17 protein-coding genes are annotated in these 20605 nt (G+C 39.5%); 6 read left to right on the top strand and 11 right to left on the bottom strand.

The features are described 5' to 3' along the window. Positions 1-48: 48 nt before the first annotated feature. Entirely contained in the window at positions 49-249 is a 201-nt protein-coding gene (locus JQC92_RS10660) for a hypothetical protein (RefSeq protein WP_204999645.1), read from the bottom strand. 322 nt (positions 250-571) lie between these two features. Further along, entirely contained in the window at positions 572-1453 is an 882-nt protein-coding gene (locus JQC92_RS10655) for a DMT family transporter (protein ID WP_204999644.1), read from the bottom strand. 157 nt (positions 1454-1610) lie between these two features. Between JQC92_RS10655 and JQC92_RS10650 the strand changes: the two genes are divergently transcribed. Both JQC92_RS10650 and JQC92_RS10645 read left to right on the top strand, forming a co-directional pair. Continuing rightward, complete coding sequence (locus JQC92_RS10650) at positions 1611-2468, top strand: DUF2797 domain-containing protein (protein WP_129947357.1); 858 nt, start codon at positions 1611-1613, stop codon at positions 2466-2468. A 5-nt stretch (positions 2469-2473) separates the two neighbouring features. Continuing rightward, the gene (locus JQC92_RS10645; RefSeq protein WP_204999643.1) at positions 2474-3016 is read left to right on the top strand and encodes a DUF1415 domain-containing protein; all 543 of its coding nucleotides are present in this window, start codon (positions 2474-2476) and stop codon (positions 3014-3016) included. Positions 3017-3346: 330 nt separating this feature from the next. Here the strand turns inward: JQC92_RS10645 and JQC92_RS10640 are convergent, their stop codons facing one another. Next, positions 3347-3856: a hypothetical protein gene (locus tag JQC92_RS10640; protein ID WP_204999642.1), complete on the bottom strand. Its 510-nt coding sequence runs from the start codon at positions 3854-3856 to the stop codon at positions 3347-3349. A gap of 408 nt (positions 3857-4264) precedes the next feature. Between JQC92_RS10640 and JQC92_RS10635 the strand changes: the two genes are divergently transcribed. The 3 genes from JQC92_RS10635 (at position 4265) to JQC92_RS10625 (ending at position 7219) form a co-directional block, all read left to right on the top strand. Then, complete coding sequence (locus JQC92_RS10635; protein ID WP_204999641.1) at positions 4265-5317, top strand: patatin-like phospholipase family protein; 1053 nt, start codon at positions 4265-4267, stop codon at positions 5315-5317. Between the two features lie 24 nt (positions 5318-5341). After that, complete coding sequence (locus JQC92_RS10630) at positions 5342-5614, top strand: (2Fe-2S)-binding protein (protein ID WP_420851313.1); 273 nt, start codon at positions 5342-5344, stop codon at positions 5612-5614. A gap of 165 nt (positions 5615-5779) precedes the next feature. Further along, entirely contained in the window at positions 5780-7219 is a 1440-nt protein-coding gene (locus tag JQC92_RS10625; RefSeq protein ID WP_204999640.1) for an amino acid permease, read from the top strand. Positions 7220-7249: 30 nt separating this feature from the next. Here the strand turns inward: JQC92_RS10625 and JQC92_RS10620 are convergent, their stop codons facing one another. From JQC92_RS10620 to JQC92_RS10585, 8 genes are all read right to left on the bottom strand, one after another. After that, complete coding sequence (locus JQC92_RS10620; RefSeq protein ID WP_204999639.1) at positions 7250-8524, bottom strand: phenylacetate--CoA ligase family protein; 1275 nt, start codon at positions 8522-8524, stop codon at positions 7250-7252. Positions 8525-8566: 42 nt separating this feature from the next. Beyond that, entirely contained in the window at positions 8567-9388 is an 822-nt protein-coding gene (locus JQC92_RS10615) for an ABC transporter ATP-binding protein (protein ID WP_129947350.1), read from the bottom strand. A 69-nt stretch (positions 9389-9457) separates the two neighbouring features. Beyond that, the gene (locus JQC92_RS10610) at positions 9458-10702 is read right to left on the bottom strand and encodes an ABC transporter substrate-binding protein (RefSeq protein ID WP_204999638.1); all 1245 of its coding nucleotides are present in this window, start codon (positions 10700-10702) and stop codon (positions 9458-9460) included. An 84-nt stretch (positions 10703-10786) separates the two neighbouring features. Next, positions 10787-11860 (bottom strand): branched-chain amino acid ABC transporter permease, encoded by a 1074-nt coding sequence (locus JQC92_RS10605; RefSeq protein ID WP_129947348.1) that lies wholly within the window; start codon positions 11858-11860, stop codon positions 10787-10789. Positions 11861-11880: 20 nt separating this feature from the next. Continuing rightward, complete coding sequence (locus JQC92_RS10600) at positions 11881-12774, bottom strand: branched-chain amino acid ABC transporter permease (RefSeq protein WP_129947347.1); 894 nt, start codon at positions 12772-12774, stop codon at positions 11881-11883. Next, on the bottom strand, positions 12771-14753 hold the full coding sequence (locus JQC92_RS10595) for a long-chain fatty acid--CoA ligase (protein ID WP_204999637.1): 1983 nt from the start codon (positions 14751-14753) through the stop codon (positions 12771-12773). Before JQC92_RS10595 ends, JQC92_RS10600 begins: the two co-directional genes overlap by 4 nt. Further along, entirely contained in the window at positions 14753-15562 is an 810-nt protein-coding gene (locus JQC92_RS10590) for an ABC transporter ATP-binding protein (RefSeq protein ID WP_204999636.1), read from the bottom strand. Before JQC92_RS10590 ends, JQC92_RS10595 begins: the two co-directional genes overlap by 1 nt. A gap of 115 nt (positions 15563-15677) precedes the next feature. Continuing rightward, positions 15678-16709 (bottom strand): DcaP family trimeric outer membrane transporter, encoded by a 1032-nt coding sequence (locus JQC92_RS10585; protein WP_204999635.1) that lies wholly within the window; start codon positions 16707-16709, stop codon positions 15678-15680. Positions 16710-16901: 192 nt separating this feature from the next. Between JQC92_RS10585 and JQC92_RS23050 the strand changes: the two genes are divergently transcribed. Beyond that, on the top strand, positions 16902-20360 hold the full coding sequence (locus JQC92_RS23050; RefSeq protein ID WP_204999634.1) for a PAS-domain containing protein: 3459 nt from the start codon (positions 16902-16904) through the stop codon (positions 20358-20360). The last annotated feature ends 245 nt before the right edge of the window (positions 20361-20605 follow it).

The raw sequence follows: 20605 nt of genomic DNA, 5'->3' as shown, positions 1-20605 counted from the left end.
TTGCCAGTGCTAACAATAGCTCACTATTGCCGCACACTGTCGCCTTGATTAACAAGTTGTGCATTCTCGCTGAAATCGAGCATCTTCAGGTATCATGGGTATATACCCCAGCTCTGCAATTTCATTGGCTTTCTCTGCAACTTCACTGTATTCCCAGTTAAAAGCATGCAAAATAGTCTCTGCATTGGCTGTCTGACTTACGATAGATGCTGCAGCAATCACCGCTGCCGGAATGGATATTTTTATCATTATTATCGACCCTTACTATTAATGGGATGATTCCCTTGGTAAATCTCTGTCTACCTAAAAAGAAAATTAACATCTCACTAACACTAGAGTCGATCAAATGCGTACGTATTCAGGCGACTCACTAACCTGAACTCGGGATAAGCAAACCTCACCAGCACCTCTATTTCTGTTCATTTCTGCGTTTTGAGTGCTTACAATAGCTGGCTATTGCTGCACACTCATGCCTTGAACTAAACAAAACTAGAGACACTGTTGATCAATATGGCAAAATATTGATCATTTTAAATGCGTTAGTGATTTCATTATCCCGAGTTCAGGTTAACTAAGCTGTTGATGTGGATTTTTTGAATGGTTTTAAAGGTATTTGCGACACCAACATCCCCGCTAACATCAAACTACAGCCCATAAGTTCTCGCTCAGCTAAGTGTTGATTCAGTATCAACATCCCACCTATTGCTGCAAACACAGCTTCAAGACTTAAAATAATCGCCGCATGTGCTGGGTGTGCTTTTTTCTGCGCGATGATCTGTAAGGTATAAGCAATACCGACAGACACTAAACCACCATAGAGTAATGCACCACTTGCAGCAAAAATATCTGCAACTTCAGTAGTCTCTATGACTCCAGAAACACCTAAACTTAAAATGCCACAAATTAAAAATTGTACAAAAGCCAAAATTAACGGTGAGTGTTTTTCACTGTAATGATCGATAATCAAAATGTGTAATGCCCAGAAAAAAGCACCGATTAACTGCAGAGTGTCACCATACCCAATCGTAAAATCATCTTTAATGCTCAAGTAGAACAGACCAATAACCGCCAATAAACAGCCAACCCAAGTATTCATTCCGGTTTTATGCTTAATCAACAGACCTATAATTGGAACAATAACGATGTACAACCCAGTAATAAAACCTGCATTGGCAGCGGTGGTATATAACAATCCCACTTGCTGCAACGAGGCCGCAATAAATAGAACAACCCCCATTGCAACAGAGCCAATGATAAGAGATTTACTCTCACCAAATTTTAACTGTTTTTTCTTATGAAAGTAATAGATTAGAGGCAGTAAACTCACTGCTCCAACTAAGAAACGGTATCCGTTAAATGCATAGGGTTGAAGGTGTTCCATCCCCAAAACTTGAGCAATAAAGCCAAAGCCCCAAAGTGCCGCTGTTAAGAGTAATAATAAGTTAGCAAGCAATGTTAAAATTCCACAAATTGAAGTAAGCCGTAATTGTTACCTTTTTGTATACAATTTTCAATTAATAAGGCTAAGGTCTCTTAGAATAAAAATGATATTATGGCTAAAACAATTAATAATTAAATCTGACTTACGTTCAGGTGTGGAACGCAAAACTATGTTTGGAACGCTCTCAAAAATGGCGGCATCTTTAGACGATGCAAGTGTGGCTCAGTATCAACTAAAAGTTGGCGATGAAAAATTGGCTCTTAATGAATTAATTGGCCAAACAATCAAATTAACTCACTCTGGTAAAATACTTTGCAGTAATTGTGGTAAAAAGACCAAAAAAAGTTACTCACAAGGCCATTGCTATGTTTGTATGCAAAAATTAGCAAGCTGCGACTTGTGCATAATGAAACCTGAAACTTGCCATTTCTCTGAAGGTACATGTCGTGAGCCTGAATGGGCTCAAACGCATTGCTTTGTGCCACACTATGTCTATTTATCGAACACATCAGGAATCAAAGTGGGCATTACTCGCCATAGTCAAATTCCAACCCGTTGGATTGATCAAGGTGCGACTCAAGGATTACTGATTTTCCGAGTATCTACACGTCAATTAAGTGGTCTAGTTGAAGTTGAGTTAGCAAAACTCGTGAATGATAAAACACATTGGCAAGCCATGCTAAAGGGTCACAATGAAAATCAAGACCTCAAAGCTGTTGCTTCGGAATTAATTCCTCAAATTGAAGATCGTTTGAATGAGTTACTGATGGAGAATGGCGATTACAAAATTGAACGTTTAGATGAAGATATTCAATCAATTAATTTCCCTATTTTGGAATTTCCAAAAAAAGTGAAATCATTCAACTTTGACAAAACGCCGGAAGTTATCGGCACTCTCAAAGGTATCAAAGGTCAATACCTTATCTTTGATACTGGCGTAATTAATATCCGTAAATTTTCATCGTATGAAGTAGATGTAGAAGTGAATCCGTTAGCAGACAGCAACGAACAATTGGCGTTAGTGTAATCCATATGAATCAACCAGAACTAATATGCCACACGGCGAGATGGGTTAAAGATGTCATTATGAAATACAACATCTGTCCTTTTGCTCGTCCGGAAGTTGAAAAAGATACAATTCGATATTCAGTCATTAAAGGATCGAAATTGACAAAAATTGTTGACGCTTTAATCAGTGAGTATCAATACCTTGATAATCATGATGGTACAGAAACGACTTTAGTCATTTTACCCAACGGGTTTAACGACTTTAATCGATATCTTGATGCTGTAGCTTTAGCGGAAGACTTAATCTTTGAGTTAGGTTATGAAGGTAAATATCAAATAGCGAGTTTTCACCCTGAATATTTATTTGACGGAGAAGATTATGATTCTCCTACTAACTATACCAATCGCTCACCGTATCCAACGCTTCACATTATCAGAGAAGCGAGCGTTGAAAGAGCGTTAGAACACTATAGTGAACCTGAATCAATTCCTAAAAGGAATATGGCGTTTGCTGAAAAAAAGGGGAAATCATTTTTCAAAGTTTTACTTGAAAACTGTAAAAACTAGCCAAACCAAATAGCATAATTCCCGTTATCAAATGAGTATAGTTGCTGATATACCCATACTTGAAGATGCATGTTTCAGGACTTTTTCAGCGCCAATTCTTTTAGGCGCATTAGCGAAGGAATATCGGGATTCTTTCGAGCTAATGTAACAAAGAAGAATTGGCGCTGAGAAGTCCACGCAGTGCGAGTTGCACAGCTTGTTACTCTTCGTTGCCAGTGCTAACAATAGCTCACTATTGCCGCACACCGTCGCCTTGATTAACAAGTTGTGCATTCTCTCTGAAATCGAGCATCTTCAGGTATGATGGGTATATATAATAACGGGAACAGCTTAAGCCAATTCAACCATTAGTGTATTTCCAGTTTGATAAGAGCTTTTTATAAAATCAGTTCTAGATGAAGAACTCGTAAGCATCAATATTTTTTCACCTGAAATCGCCACCTTAAACCAGCCGATGTTGCAGCTACCATAACCGGATATACCCGCATTAATTTTCCGACGATCAACTTCTACAGGTTTATCATTCAAAGTATCAGCTCCCAAATTCTTACTTTCCTTTATCACTTTTATTGATACTTCATTCCTGCCGCACAACTGACCTAGCCTTGTTGTTTTAAAAGATATTTTATCTTCTGGAACAACTTTAAATGAATGCTGTTCAGTATTTTTGCTTGCGCTAAATTCTAGCTCAACTTTCTCACCTGATAAATCGACGGTTCTATGTTTATCTAGGTAAGGTTCACCGTTTTGCAACAACGCCTGTCTTTCGTCTTCTGAGATCCCCAACTCTTTGGCACTTCTATAACTAATATCATACTTGTGAGCCACTGATAATTTCACTGGTTGCCCTGTAGATACCGTATCTACATGCCTCCTACCCGTTCTAGCAGAACGGTCGACAATTCCGCTGCGTTCATCAAGCCTATCCCAGCGCCCTCTGACTTTTGATAGACTGTACCAACTAAAATCAGTTTTTTGGATTGTTGAGAGGCAATTTTAACCTGAAATGGTTTGGACTATTTGGAAAGCCTATAACTGGCAACGCTGATTCAACTTTTTTAGAATCAAATGTTGCTCTCTCTACGGTGGACGGTGGTAAATTTACTTCACTTACAGACATAATATTGAGACTTTAAGGTTTTTTGACACTTTAACCTGAACAACCTTAAAATCTTCTGAATGACATTCCATTTAACTGAGATATGAAATAACGGTTCAAGTATTTCATGAACATAATAAAGAGAATAAATGTTAAATATTTACGTAGGCAATAATGCATTTAAGAGCATCCACCAACAAGGTTTTAATCAGAATCTTTTTACAAGTTTTCTTGGCGCCAGTGGAGGTCCAAAATGGTTTTCTTTATTTGGTCTAGATAAGTATTTATTTGGTGAATTTTTTAGTGAAAGAAAGGACGAACTCAATCTTATAGGTTCATCTGCAGGTGCATTCCGAAGTGCTTGTTTTGCGCAAAATGATCCAGTTGCTGCAATTTCAAGAATGGCCAAATCATATTCTGAAACAGTCTATTCAAAAAATGCTCAACCACAGGAAATAACCCAAAAAGCTGTTGAGTTATTGGATTATATGCTCGGAGATACTGGTGTATATGAAATTATTGACAATCCTATATTCAAAGCACATTTTTTAGTTAATAAAACAAATGGTATTTTGGAATCAGAGCATAAACTCTTTCAGCTTATCGGGTTATCTAAAAGCTATTTGCTAAACAGAATTGATAGAAAGTGTTTAAAAGACCAATATGAACGATTTGTTTTTAGACCTGCCAACAGCAAGTTAATCATTAAAGATCCATGTAATTTTGACACCTCCTATATCAATTTATCTAATATAAATTTAAAAAGCGCCCTCCTCGCATCAGGTTCAATTCCTTTAGTTATGCAAGGTATCAAAGATATCCTCGGGGCCCCTTACGGAATGTATCGTGACGGTGGCATTCTTGATTACCACTTTGACATAACAATAAAACCAAATGATGGGTTAACTTTGTACCCTCATTTCAATAAAAACCCTAAAGCGGGTTGGTTTGACAAGAGCTTAAAGCGTTTGGTTTCACCTAGTAGTTACGACAATGTCGTTTTGCTTGTCCCTTCTGATGAATTCATTGCCTCATTGCCCTACTCTAAAATTCCTGATCGAAATGATTTCAAGGCACTTGAACCTCAAGCACGAATTAAATATTGGAAAACGGTATTACAAGAAACTGAGCGTATCGCAGAGGATTTTGATCGCTTTTTAACTACGCAGAGCCTTGACAAGATAAAGCCATTACCATTTTAAATAATGGAGCCTATTTTTATTAACTTGAATGTCGCACTGTGTTTGATAATCATTATCATTTGTAGTAGTCTTTCTAAAAATGATTATCAAGCACAATTAAATATGTACGTTTGTATTTGTCACGGAATCAAAGAAAAAGATATTCAACAAGCGATTGACGCTGGAGCAGAAAGTGTCCGTGATTTAAGGAAAAAACTTGATTTAGGTTCGCAGTGTGGAAAGTGCGTTTGTTATGCTGCTAAAATGATTAAAAATACAAAAGGGGATCTGAATTATGATTTAGCTATTGCTGTATAGCCTTTAATTTCCAGTAGGTTTAAATAAAAACAACGCCAGTTCACTTTTGAATAGATATATACAGTTTAAAATGTATTTTTATTCACTCATTCAGCACACATCTAGCAACTATAATTATAATAGAAAATACGTTTAACTTACACTGTACTTTAAGTTTATTTTTCTATGTCAAATACCTTAAAAAGAAACCTGCTCCCCCGCCACCTCATCATGATTGCTCTTGGCGGATCAATTGGTACAGGTCTTTTTCTAGCCAGTGGTAGTTCTATTGCAATTGCAGGTCCAGCTGGAGCACTCCTTGCATACGTATTGATAGCAATCATGGTCTATTTTTTGATGTCGAGCCTTGGTGAAATGGCTGCATTTAGACCGACTACAGGTTCTTTCTGTGAATATTCAACAAAATACGTTAGCCCAGAATTTGGTTTTGCCATGGGATGGAATTACTGGTTTAGTTGGGCAATCACCATTGCTGCGGAAATAACAGCTGCATCTCTCGTCATGCAGTTTTGGTATCCAGGAGTTAATATCATCATTTGGAGTGTTATTTTTTTTGTAGCCATATTTGCTCTCAATATGTTTGCAGTTCACGTATATGGAGAAACCGAATACTGGCTATCTTTTGTTAAGGTCTCAGCAGTGGTTATTTTTATTGTTGTGGGTACGCTCGCCATTTTTGGACTGATTGGCACTAAAGAAGCTGTGGGGTTCCAAAACTGGCAAATTTCTGGTGGGCCTTTTCATCACGGATTTACCGGGTTTATGGCTGTTTTTCTTGTTGCGGGTTTTTCGTTTCAAGGAACAGAACTCATTGGCGTTGCTGCGGGTGAGGCACGTGAACCACAAAAAGCGATTCCTTTAGCCGTAAAAAAGACTTTCTGGCGCTTATTCATCTTTTACGTACTTGCCATTGGTGTTATCAGCTTTTTGATCCCATTCAACAGTCCAACTTTAATAAGCAGCAATTCAGATTCGACGACCAGCCCCTTCACACAAATATTGAGTAATGCAGGGTTTGCATCTGCGGCAACCATAATGAATATTGTAGTATTAGTTGCCATTTTGTCGGCTGCTAATGCGAGTATGTATTCAGCAACCAGAATAATGTGGAATCTGGCTAAATCAAACCACGCCCCAAAAACACTGGAATATGTAAATAAAAGAGGGTTACCTATTGCGGCATTAATCATCACTGCTGCAATTGGAAGTTTGTTCTTTTTGACTTCTTTATTGGGAAATGGAACCGTCTTTATTTGGCTCGTAAATATATCATCCCTTTCTGGTTTTATTGCTTGGTTTGGCATTGCATTAAGCCATTATCGCTTCAGAAATGCCTTTTATGCACAGAATAGAGACCTAAATGAACTCCCATATCGTTCCAAGTGGTTTCCTATTGCCCCAATAATCGCCATGATTTTAATTTTATTGATTATTTTTGGCCAAGAGTACGAATCTTTAACTTCTGGTTCGATGGGAATCGAAAAATTTTTAGCGACCTATTTAGGAGTGTTTACTTTTATCGGTTTGATTATCGGTTATAGGTTAATCAAAAAGACTAAAACCATTCCTCTTGAAGATTGTGACTTAACAAAAATTGAACACTAAGGCCCAGTTAAACTGGGACTTAGACTTTTACTACCTTAAATCCAAAATCTCGCTTTCAAACGATGAATCAACGCCATCGACTCGAGAAATTACAGCTGATAACTTGGTAATTTCTTTAATAAGGTTCTTCAGGTAGCTCCCCAGTTCTGTTTTAGCCGTATACTCGAAAGTAAATACATCATTATGATTTTCTCTACTAATCACAAAACGAGCATTGGTGATTTCTGGAAACAGCGACATGATCTTTTGTAATTGTGAAGGATGAACAAACATCCCTTTCACTTTCAATGTTTGATCTGCTCTGCCCAACCAACCTTTAATACGGCGATTCGTTCGACCACATGAATTTTTATCATTGTAATACGCAGTTAAATCACCTGTTGCAAAACGAATCAATGGATAACGCTCGTCTAACGTGGTGACGACCAGCTCACCAACTTCACCATCATTAACAGGTTCTCCTGTATCCGGCTGTACAATCTCGACAATGATGTCTTCGGCAAGCACCCAACCTTCATCATCATTGGCTTCAAATGCGATTAAGCCGACATCTGCAGTGGCATAGGCTTGTTTTACGTTTAAACCATTTTCCAAGAATTTTTTGCGTAACTCAGGTGTAAGCGCTTCTCCTGTCACTAATGCTTTTTTAAAAGGCACCTCGTGTCCACGCTGTTTTGCTTTATCAATCAGAATGTTTAGAAACGAAGGGGTCCCACAGTATCCATTAGGTTTAAAGTGTTCCATAGCATCGAGCTGTTGTTCAGTTTGTCCTGGACCTGCAGGAATGACACTACAACCACAAGCTCTAGCACCAGAGTCCATAATGAATCCACCTGGTGTTAAGTGATAAGACAATGTATTTAAAACCACATCACCATTTTTGAAACCTGCAGAATGAAAAGCTTGTGCCATGCGCCACCAATCAAAACTATCCATCGCACCTTCATAAATATTCCCTGGAGACTGAAACAAGCGTTGTAACTGAGTATTGGCTGGGATAATGCCACCAAACGGCGCATTTTCGGCTTGTAGTTTGGCGAGTTGTGACTTTCTAATCAACGGAAGCTTTGCCAACTCAATTCGATTTCCTACATTAACATCATGTAAACCTAAGATCTTAAATGCCTGGCTATAGTAATCACTTTCAGATACTAACTTGCTAGTTAACAGTTTCAATTTATGAAAAAGTTCGATTTCTCTAGCTTCGTGGGGCAAGCTTTCTTTATCTAAAATAGAGGACACTTTTGAATTCACTAAAGGGCAAGTGCTGCCCCATTCACTGTGATTTGATATAACTTCAGCCATAACTTCTCTCCCTAAATAGCTGTCTTAACCTTGCTCAGAACTTTATAACCAGCGTTTGCGACGCTTGTATGACTTAAGATTTTTAAAACTTTTACGCTCTTCATTACCTCCACCAAGGTAAAACTCTTTAACGTCTTCATTATTCAACAGTTGCTCTCTGGTTCCATCAAGTACAATTTTTCCTGATTCCATGATGTAGCCGTAGTGTGCGGCTTTCAGTGCATAATTCGCATTTTGCTCGACGAGCAGCATGGTGATACCTTGCTCACGGTTAATTTTTTCAATGATCCCGAACACTTCTTTAACAAGCAGCGGTGACAGTCCCATTGACGGTTCATCAAGACAAATCATTTTCGGCCTTGCCATTAATGCACGACCAATTGCCAACATTTGTTGCTCACCACCTGAAAGATATCCGGCTAAACCCGTGCGCTCTTTTAATCTTGGGAAATAGGTAAATACCATTTCGATATCTTGATTAATTTCATTATCACTTCGGGTATAGGCACCAAGACGTAAATTTTCGACGATGGTCATATCTTCAATAATCCTTCGTCCTTCCATCACTTGGAAAAGACCTGAACTCACAATGTCAGCGGCATTGGTGTTATCGATTCTCTTACCCAAAAAGGTGATATCACCTTTCGTTACTTCACCGTTTTCAGTTTTCAGTAGCCCAGATATTGACTTAAGTGTGGTTGACTTCCCTGCACCATTTGGGCCCAGTAATGTGATGATTTTACCCTTGGGAACATCAATGCTTACGCCTCTTAAAACCTGAATCACCTCGTCGTAAACGACTTCAATGTTATTAATCGACAGTACGATTTCTTCTGGTTGAATTTGTTCTGCTGCATTACTCATCAGTACTACTTCCTTGATCTGTTTTAAAAGTCTCTCGGCTCCCGTTCACACGGGAGCGATAGCTAAAGATTAATAGCCTAACCAATCTGGACGGCGTTCAAGGCTTACCGTATCAACTTGCTCAATGCTGACGTCACCCTTGTTGTAATTACCTTTGTAGATATTAACTTCAGCAATACCACGGTGATCATCCGCTGACCAGGTTGCAGGTAAACACACGCCTTCTAAGCCTGAAGGAACCCAATCTTTACGGGCGTACATGCCTTTTTTAACGTTTGCACCTGTGATGCCACCATTATCTTTTGCCCACTCCATCGCTTCTTTCATGTAATACGTAGAGCAAATACCACGAATGTAATGATGAGGACGCTGCTTTTCACCAGATACATCAGACATTTTTGAAATCGCTTTAACTAACGCCATGCCTTGAGCTTTAGAATCCCAAAATGGTGTCATAGTTGGGAAGATATAATTTTTAATACCCGATCCCGTCGCTTCAAAAATTTTGCGATCACCTCCCCAGATATTCGACATAAATTGAACATCAGTACCAACCGTATTACACGACTTAACCAGTGACATTACTGAACCGCCTAAGTTGCCAATGTAACCGTAGTTCGTGCCTGAACTCTTAAGGCTTAAACACTGGGCTTTAAAGTCGCCCGGCTTCATTGAAATAACTACAGGAGGTTGCACATCAAACCCTAATTCTTTGGCGTATTCCGCACACGCTTTTTTAGGTGCGTTAGGGAATGGATGGTTTGCACCGATATGAGTGAATTTAGGTTTACCTTGCCCACCTTTTGCCTTCCAATCTTTCGATGCCCATTGCGCTAACGCACGGCAAGAATCAGAATATGACGCACCATAAAAGAAGTTATAAGGTGCAGGCTTTTTAGTGTGCGGATTTTTACCTTGAGGGTCAGTTAAGTGCCCAGAGTATGAAGCTGAAAAAACAGGAATTTTATCTCTTGCAACAAACGAGATTAATGCCTCGGTATCAGCGGTTCCCCACCCTTGCATTGCGACCATTTTTTTACGTGTTTTCCATTTTTTATACGAAGCAATCGCTTGTGGCACTTTATAAGCGTAATCAATGGTCTCAAACTCTAAACCGGTTCCTTTAATGCCGCCATTTTTGTTGATGTAGGTCAGTGCATCACGTATACCGTTAGCGTATTCCTTCCCAACAAATGCAGTCGGGCCCGACATATCAGCTAGATGGCCAACAAACACTTTGTCTGCTGCTTGTACTGTCGTCGACAGTGCTGCAATCGATGTCAGTGTTGCGAGTGTTAATTTTGATAGTTTCATGGTTATTTCCCTTAACTTATTTATTTTAATTTTTAATCCATGTGGCTTTAAAAACTGAACAACAAAAGTCACTGGCATGACGAATTAGTATGCAAATGGGTAACACTTCCAATAGTTCTTAATTTGATTCCAACGATGCGCTAAACCTTCAGGTTCAAAGATGAGGAATAAGATAATGACAAGACCGATAGACATCTCTTTGATGTAAGCCAGACCATCCACCAGCATTGGACTGTTTCCTATATCTGTCATTTTTAGTAGTCCGACACCACTTTCCATCGCTTCAGGCAATAACACCATGAAGATCACACCAAACATCGTGCCTTTGACTGAACCTAAACCACCAATAATGATCATGGCTAAGAATTGAATCGACATAAAGATTGTGAAACCTTCAGCAGATACATACCCAAGATAATGAGCATATAGCGCTCCACCAATACCGGCATAGAAGCTTGAAATACCAAACGAAAGCAGACGATATTTATTAAGTTTTACACCCATGATTTCAGCGCTGAGGTAGTGATCACGAACTGCGACAAAAGCTCGACCATCACGACTGCGCATGAGGTTACAGCCCCAAATAAACATGAATACCAAAGCAAATAGCGCGACGTAGTAGAAGCTTTCATCAGTATCAAATGCAAAACCAAATAGACTGATTGGCTCAGCTAAAGACCCTGCACTACCACCAGAAAACCAGTCCGCACGAGCAAAAAAGTCTTCCATAATGAATTGTGCCGCTAAGGTAGCAATGGCAAGGTATAATCCTTTAATCCTTGCTGCTGGCATTCCGAACATCATACCTACGGCCATGGTTAAAAAACCCGCCAATGGGATGCAAAAAACAACAGGAATATTAAAGCTGGTATTTAACCAAGCCGAGGCAAAGGCACCAAAACCAAAGAATGCTCCATGGCCCAGTGAAATCTGCCCTGTAAATCCAACTAAAATGTTCAGGCCTAAGGCTGCTATACCTAAATAGGACACTTGAATGAACAGAGTTAAATAATACGCATCCAATATAAATGGTGCGCAACACGCCAGCGCAATCGCAAACATGGTTACCCAACGAATGGTCTGGGTCTCAAAAATTGTATTATCCTGACGATATGAGGTTCTAAAGTCACCGCAAGGACGCATAGTTAAACTTGACATAATTCTTCTCCTTCGATGCCCTAAATACGTTCGATGTCTTTGGTACCAAATAAGCCATAAGGCTTAAACCAAAGAATGATCAGTAATACGTAAAATGGTGCAATGTCATACATGTTGCCAATATGGAAATACTGGCTGTCAAAGAACTCAGCTAAGTTTTCGAGAACACCAATGGTTAAACCACCGACAATGGCACCCACAATTGAATCGAGACCACCAAGAATTACCGCAGGGAAAACTTTTATCCCCATTACAGATAGCGAGTCAGAGACACCATTTACCATTCCCATCACAACGCCCGCTGTCGCAGAAACGGTTGCCGCAATTCCCCAACTCATGGCAAACACTTGCTTTACTGATATACCAAGGCTTTGAGCCGCTTGTTGATCAAATGCTGTTGCACGCATGGCTAATCCATGCTTTGAATGTTTAAAGAAGAAGTAAAAGCCAACCATGATCATCAGAGCGATGACCGTACTCATCAAGTATGCAGGCTCAATGTTCAGCCCTAGAATGTTCACTGAATCTGCTTCAAATACTTTCGGGTAGCTTTGAGGTGCAACCCCAAATATCCACTTTGTGAGTGCTTGGAAAAAAATAGATAGACCAATCGTCACCATGATGACGGAGATAATTGGCTCACCAATCATCGGCCTGAGCACTATCATCTGCAGTAAAACACCGAACAGTGCCATGAATATCATGGTGAAAATAAAGCCTAAGAAGAATGGGATTTGCATATAGACAAGGAAAGCCCAACAAACCCATGCACCTAGAAGTAGAAACTCACCTTGTGCAAAGTTGACAATCTGTGTTGATTTATAAACCAACACAAAACACATGCCGACGACACCATAAAGCAAGCCGACGATAAGGCCATTAGTGATCAGTTGTAATAGTAAATCCGTATTCATGATGCAATCCTCGTATCACTAGTTACTGCGTTATCAATCTCAGAATGCTCAAAGTCATCAACAGGCAAAACATTCGCTACTTTTAACTGAGTGTGAATTCGAGTCTTACTGCCATCTTGGAAAGTGATCATGGTATCGACATCAACGTGCTCATCGCCTTGATAAATCGAATCGATAATGTCACCGTATTTATCGGCTATCACACCACGCCTTACTTTACGTGTACGTGTTAACTCGCCATCATCGGCATCTAACTCTTTATAAAGCAGTACAAATTTTCTGATTTTTTGAGCTTCTGGCAACGTTTCATTCACCTTTTCCACTTCGCTCATAAGTTTTTCATACACTTCAGGAAGCGTAGATAAGTTGGTGTAGTTAGTGAACGCATAGCCAGCTTGTTCCGCCCATTTAGAAACAATGCTGTAGCGAATACACAAAATGGCTGAGAGATAAGGTCGTGCTTTACCAAGGATGACGGCTTCACCAATGAAAGATGAAAACTTCAATTTGTTTTCAATATATTGAGGCGAAAACTGCAACCCGTTACTGGTTTTAGCTAAATCTTTAATACGGTCAATCACCACCAAGTGCCCATTATCTTTAAAATAGCCAGCATCACCGGTGTGCATCCAACCGTCTTTTACATCTTCATCATACGAATCTTGATCATTCAAATAACCTTTGAACATACCCACGGTTTTGGATACAACTTCACCTAATCCTTGATCATCTGCATTAATGACTTTCAGATTGGCTGTATCGAATGCCACACCTACCGAATCGTAATCAACGTCAGTTTCTTCGTGAATGGTGTAGGCTCCCGCCATTTCAGTCTGTCCGTAAAGTTGACGAAGTGGCACACCAATACTTTGGAAGAAACGGAACGTATCTGGTCCCATTGCTGCGCCACCCGTTGCCGCTGAGGTTAAGAACGAGAAGCCAAGGCGGTCTTTAAGTGCTTTGTTAAGTAGGACTTCAGCTAAAAACGACTTTTTACCTTTATCTAACGCTTTTGCAGCTCGATTAAGAGAGAACTCAAATATCCAACGTTTTAGACGTGTTGAATCCATCATTCTAGCTTGAACATCCGCTAAAATGCCTTCCCACACTCTAGGAGCAAGCAACACAAAATTCGGTCCAATTTCACGAAGATCAGCCATCATGGTTTCTTGTTCTTCTACGAAATTAACAATTTGACGTGATATCAGTGATTGCCCGACAACATAGACCTGCTCCATAATCCAAGGCAATGGCAGAACAGACACATAATTATCACCCGCTTGACGAGGGTCGGCACGAAGGTATGAACAGCAATGTTCAATAAAGTTACCACTGTTGAGTAAAACGATTTTAGGGCGTGAAGTCGTACCTGACGTAGTACAGTAGATAGATATTTCTTCTGGATCTGTTGCATCAACCATTTGATCATAATGATCATGGTGCATAGATTCATAGTCGCGTCCCATACGATACAAATCTTCGATATCAATCAGACGTTCATCATCATATTTGCGCATCCCCTTTGGATCACAATAAACGATGTATTTTAATGTCGGAACATCATCACCGAGTTCCAATAACTTATCGCATTGTTCTTCATCTTCAGCAATAACGACCGATGCTTTACTGTGGTTGAGTAGAAACGCTACCTCTTCATGCATAGAATCTTGGTAAACACCCAATGAATAACAGCCCATTGCATGTGCGGCAATCTCCCCCCATACCCATTCAGGACGATTATCACCAAGTAACGCAATGGTTTCACCCTTTTGAATGCCAAGATGTGTTAAACCCAGAGCCATCCACTCCACACGGTGATGGTAATCTTTCCAGGTGAATTCGTTCCAAATCCCGAACTCTTTCTCACGCATGGCAACATCGTTCGGCCAGTGTGCGGCGTTATACCGCAAAATTTTAGGGAAAGTATTTAGACTGGTTATGTATCTTTTATGCTCTTTGAGCATGTCCTTGTGTTTCATTAACATGCCTCCTCTAATTCTTTATCAAGAATGGCATCATCTTCTATGCCTAAGTAAGCTTGTTTCACATGAGGATCATCCATGACCTTTTCTGGTAAATCACAAATGAGTTTTTTACCAAAGTCCAACACCATGACTTTGTGTGAAATATCCATCACAACACCCATATCATGTTCAATCATCACAATCGTGACGCCAAACTCTTCATTGAGCTCAAGGATGTATCTCGCCATGTCTTCTTTTTCTTCGAGGTTCATCCCAGCCATAGGTTCATCCAGCAAGATAAGTTTTGGTTTCAACGCCATAGCACGTGCAAGCTCGACACGTTTGCGTAAACCGTAAGATAAATTACCTGCAATTGATTTTCTGACATGAGTAATTTCTAGAAAATCGATGATTTTTTCGACTTCATTACGATGCGCTAATTCTTCAGTTTGTGCACCAGAAAACCAGTAAAGTGGGCCTGTTAACCAGTTGTTTTTCATCAGGTGATGACGGCCAACCATGATGTTATCAAGCACGGTCATATGGCCGAATAAGGCTAAATTTTGGAAAGTACGGCCAATGCCGAGATCGGCACGATCATTAGGTTTTAAATGAGTGACATTTTGACCATTAAACTTAATGTTACCGCTATTAGGTTGGTATCGACCTGAAATACAATTCAGCATCGAGGTTTTACCCGCCCCGTTTGGACCGATAATTGAAAAAACAGAACCTTTGGGTACATCAAAACTAACGTCAGTTAATGCTTTAACACCGCCAAAAGCGAGGGATATATTTTCTACTTGGAGAATGGACTCTGACATTGGCTTTACTCCTTTATCCTAGATACTCAGCGAGAAATTCAGGGGAAACTGAGTATCTAAGTTGAGTTACAGAAAAAAGCCTGAGACAAAAACAACTGCCTCAGGCATCTTGTATTTACAACATGTAACGAAGGGAGAGCTGCCCATAGAATGAATCAGCATCTGGGTTTTTCATCTTGAATTGCCCAACTTCAAAGCCTACTGTCAATTGTTTTGTAATGTCCTCAAATATGTTTACGCCCCATTGGTCGCGGTCAATATCTTGAACATCTGTAGTGATTTTTCCGTAAAAAACATTGGAGCGCATGGTATCCGTCCAAAAATGACGATACGCACCTAAGAAAGAAGTCACATCTTCTATTTCTTCACCGATCACATCTCTTGATGCACCGACACCGATATAGCGACCCACTTCACCAAAGTGAGCTTGGAATTTAAAGTCGTCCTTCTCGCCAACCATTATCTTACCGGCTACAGAACCACCTAATGCCATTTCTTTATGGCCCATTTCTGTCACAAGCTCACGAGCTAGACCAGCAAAAGAAACCGTGCCCCAATCACCTTTAAAATCGTATCGACCAATCACATCTGGCACTGAATCTTTTGAAGTGTCTCCGCCCCAGCTTTCAGGGTTTTCTAGAGCAATTTGAAAGCCATTTGTGCTGTAACGAAGCATACCTTGTCGAATAAAGGCGAGTCCCACTGTAGCACCCGCAAAATCTGCAGTTTCAGGAATAGCGGAAGTATTCATGAACGTGGTCCAAGTTTGGCCTGCTAAAAAATCTTTGTATTTAATAAAAGCATGACGAATACGAGGTTTAGAAGAGTTTGAAACAATTTGGTTACCGCCGCCACCAAGGAAGTCCATTTCAATGAAGCCCATTAAATCGCCATTAACATACTTAGTATTAAAGCGTGTTTCGTCGGCAAAAATACGGAATTGACTCTTGTCCTCATCCATACGAACACCGTTACCAATCCAAAAATCACGATATTCAATGTCACCAGAGACAAAGCGTGTATCTACTTTTATGTAACCACCAAACGTAATGTTGCTGTCATCGTTGATGTCAATCTTAAAACCAGCATGTGCGCTCCCTGCAGCAAGAATTGAAGTCGCTATGAGCGTTTTTGTTAGAGTTTTCATTTCAAGGTCTTCCCTTTATTGGTTAATACCATCTGAGATATACCTTGAAGAAAAAGTGAACAATCAACAATTGACAATCCGTCGTACGACTCAGGTCGTACGACTTTGGTCGATGACTATCCTCTTACACCTAAATTGTGTTTTCTGGTATGGTAATGAAAAATAATAAAAACCTAAGGATAGGTGCTTACCGTGTTTTCAAATTGGCTTTTAATCACCGTTAGCGTTATTTATGCAGTTCTCTTAAGTGGGCTAGCAATCTGGGGAAATAAGCATCGCCACAAAATATCTTATACCCAGCAAAAATTCATATACGCCCTTTCATTAGGTGTTTATTGTACATCTTGGAGCTTTTTAGGCATTTCAGGTCAAGCGGCTAATAATGCTTTTTCTTTCTTACCCATATATATTGTTCCAGTTCTCATCTTTATCTTCGGCTGGCACTTCATTCAACGTGTCATTCGTGTCAGCTTAAAGCTCAACTCAACTTCTATAGCTGACTTACTTGCAAATCGTTTCGGCAAGTCTCAAAAGCTAGCTGTTTTAATATCATTTTCAATTTTAATCGGTACGCTTCCATACTTGGCTTTGCAAATTAAGGCGATAGTCAACTCATATACCCTCTTAAGACAAGACAGCATTTTACCTGCTGAATTTTTAGGGCTAATCGTTACAGGTTTACTGGCCGGTTTTACGATACTTTTTGGTGTTAGGAATGTTGATGTAACCGAACGTCATTTAGGCATTATGATCGCTATTGCTTTTGAATCTGTACTTAAACTATTCGCCTTCCTAGCTATTGGGATATTTGTAAGCTTTTATCTTTTCGATTCTCCAATCGAGATCTGGCAGCAAGCAACGAGCAATCAACCTCAAAGCACACAAATGTCTGGGTCACAGTGGTTTTCATGGTTTGGATTATCTATTATCGTTTTCTCAGCATTCTTATGTTTACCTCGACAATTTCAAACCTTAATCGTTGAAGCAAAAGACACCAATGTCACCTCTACATCAAGATGGTTATTCCCAATCTATATCTTATTGTTTGCGTTATTTGCAATTCCGCTTGGACAAGCAGGGAAATTGTTATATTCAGATGCCCTAGATCCTGACGCATATGTCCTTTTCCTTCCAGCCTTCAATGGTCATGCTCTTATGAGTCTTGTCGGCTTTATTGGCACAATTTCCGCTGCAAGTGCCATGGTGGTGGTATCAACCATTGCTATCAGTACAATGCTGAGTAATGAAGTTGTTTTTCCTACCATTCTGAAAAGAAACAAGTTTAAACAACATTCATTTGAAGGCTTCAAAAGTAACTTTTTGGTAGTACGCAAGATTTTAGTATTACTGATTTTAACGCTCAGTTTTTTAATGTACTTCACCTCACCGCCTGAGAAACTGGCAACCCTAGGAGAAATTGCGTTTGGTGCTATAGCGCAAATCGGCCCTGCATTTTTTGCTGCTTTTATTTGGCGTAAAGCAAACTTCGCTGCTGTATTTTCAGGGATGTTTATTGGTTTTGGACTTTGGCTATTACTCAATTTACTGCCCACTTTAGGTTTCTATCAGCACCCTTTCATTGATGTTTCAGTAAGCCATACCACATTAGCAACACTTATATCTTTAGCTGCAAATTTATTGTTCGTTATTGCGTTATCTTATCTCAGTCGTCAAAGCATTCAGGAACAAGTACAACTTGAGCATTTCTTTGATAAGCGTGAATTTAAGCAACTGAAAGGTACTGGAATCAATAAAATTTCTATTGATGATTTATTGCTTATTATTTCTAAATTTGTTGGTAGCGAAAAAGCCAAACAAGCACATATAGATTTTAAAATATTAGAGAACGAAATAGCTGATAAAACAGAGCTTTATCATAAATTGATTAACCATACTGAAATGGTACTTGCCAGTGTCATGGGGTCGACATCTGCAAGACTGGTTCTATCTTCTATATTCGAAGGGCGCCAGATTGATCTCGCTGAGATGGCTTATTTCGTTCAACATGCGGAAGACCGTCAACAAAAATTTAGTCAAAATGTACTTCAAAGTGCAATTGAAAACGCTACTGATGGCATTTCGGTCATTGATAAAGAGTTAAAAATCGTAGCTTGGAATCAAGCCTACCTCGATCTATTTAACTACCCTGAAGATCTTGTATACATTGGCTGCCCTGTTACTGAATTAATGAGGCACAACCTGATTTACCAAGGAAAGGTTCCTCTTTCAGAAGTAAATGAACAAGTAGAAAAACGCATAAGCTTTATCAAGCAAGGCTCAATACATAACACGGAGCGCTCTCTTGCTGATGACACAATTATACGAATTAGAGGTAATCCAATTCCTGGTGGCGGCTTTGTTATGTCATTTACTGATGTGACGATTTATCGTCAAGCAGAGAAGCTACTTAAAGAAAAAAATCTCGACTTGGAATCTTTAGTCTCGCAACGAACTGAAGAGTTAAAAAGTGCGAACTCGGCACTGTCAAAATCTAATCATGATTTAGCTATTGCTAACCAGGCAATTCATTCTGCTCATAAACAAAAAACAAATTACCTTAAAGCTTGTAGCCATGATTTGATGCAGCCAGTTTCTGCCGCACGATTATTCGTTTCAGCTTTGGCTTATGATCGGACTTTGTCAGAAAACCAACAGCAGACAGTCCGCCAAATAGAATCATCAATCAGTAGTGCCAATGATTTAATCAAAGATTTGAACGAAGTTTCACAAATTGAATCTGGCAGCATAACGCCTCAAATTTCTGATATCAGTCTTCAAGAGTTATTCTTATCTTTATATAACGAATTCGAACTCATATGCGAAAACGCCAATATATTCTTTAAGTTCGTCCCGACTGAACTTTATGCGGAATCAGATCCTAAGTTATTGAAGCGTATATTGCAGAACTTTATCAGTAATGCCTGTCGCTATGCGCCAAACTCAAGATTGCTACTTGGCTGCCGCCGTAAAGGTGATTTTATTGAGATCCAAGTCATCGATACTGGTCCGGGTATACCATTTGAAAAACAAAATATTGTTTTTGAGCAGTTTACCCAACTACAAAAGAATGGTTCTGAAGGGCTAGGCTTAGGGCTTAATATTGCTAAAGGTTTTTGTGAGCTGCTCGGTCATCAACTGTTTTTAAAATCAGAGCCTGATAGAGGTTGTAACTTTAGCGTATTAGTCCCTCTTTCATTAAGTTATATCTCTGAAGAAAAAAGAGAAAGTTCATTTGCTAACTTAAAAGACGTAACTGTTCACTGTATTGACAATGAAAGGCAAGTTACACAAGGGATGCAAAGTCTGCTTTCTCAATGGGGGTGCAAGATTATTACTTCGAACTCTGTGGCTGAAGCTAAAATAAATACGAAAAAGTACAAAGATGAAATTGATATCATGCTCGTGGATTATCAACTGGATGATCCAGAAAACGGACTTGAACTTATTGAAATTCTTCGGGACAGCTTTGGATATGTTCCGGCAATTTTAGTCACTGCAACGTTAGCAAAGCCATTAGAGCGATTAGCCAAACAAATGGAGGTTGGCTTTATCTCTAAATCCAGCGTTTCTCAAGAGTTAAGAGCCGAGATAGGAAAAGCTGTGATGACCTATTATCAAAAGAATTATTACGAAAGAAATCGAGAAAATTAATCATGATTACTCGTGACGAAAAAACCATATACCATGATACCTGAAGATGCTCGATTTCAGCGAGAATGCACAACTTGTTAATCAAGGCGACGGTGTGCGGCAATAGTGAGCTATTGTTAGCGCTGGCAACGAAGAGTAACAAGCTGTGCAACTCGCACTGCGTGGACTTTTCAGCGCCAATTCTTCTTTGTTACATTAGCTCGAAAGAATCCCGATATTCCTTCGCTAATGCGCCTCAAAGAATT

Origin of the sequence: Parashewanella hymeniacidonis (assembly GCF_016900895.1) — a bacterium.
GTDB classification, from domain to species: domain Bacteria; phylum Pseudomonadota; class Gammaproteobacteria; order Enterobacterales; family Shewanellaceae; genus Parashewanella; species Parashewanella hymeniacidonis.
This window is presented reverse-complemented; position numbering and strand designations above follow the sequence as displayed.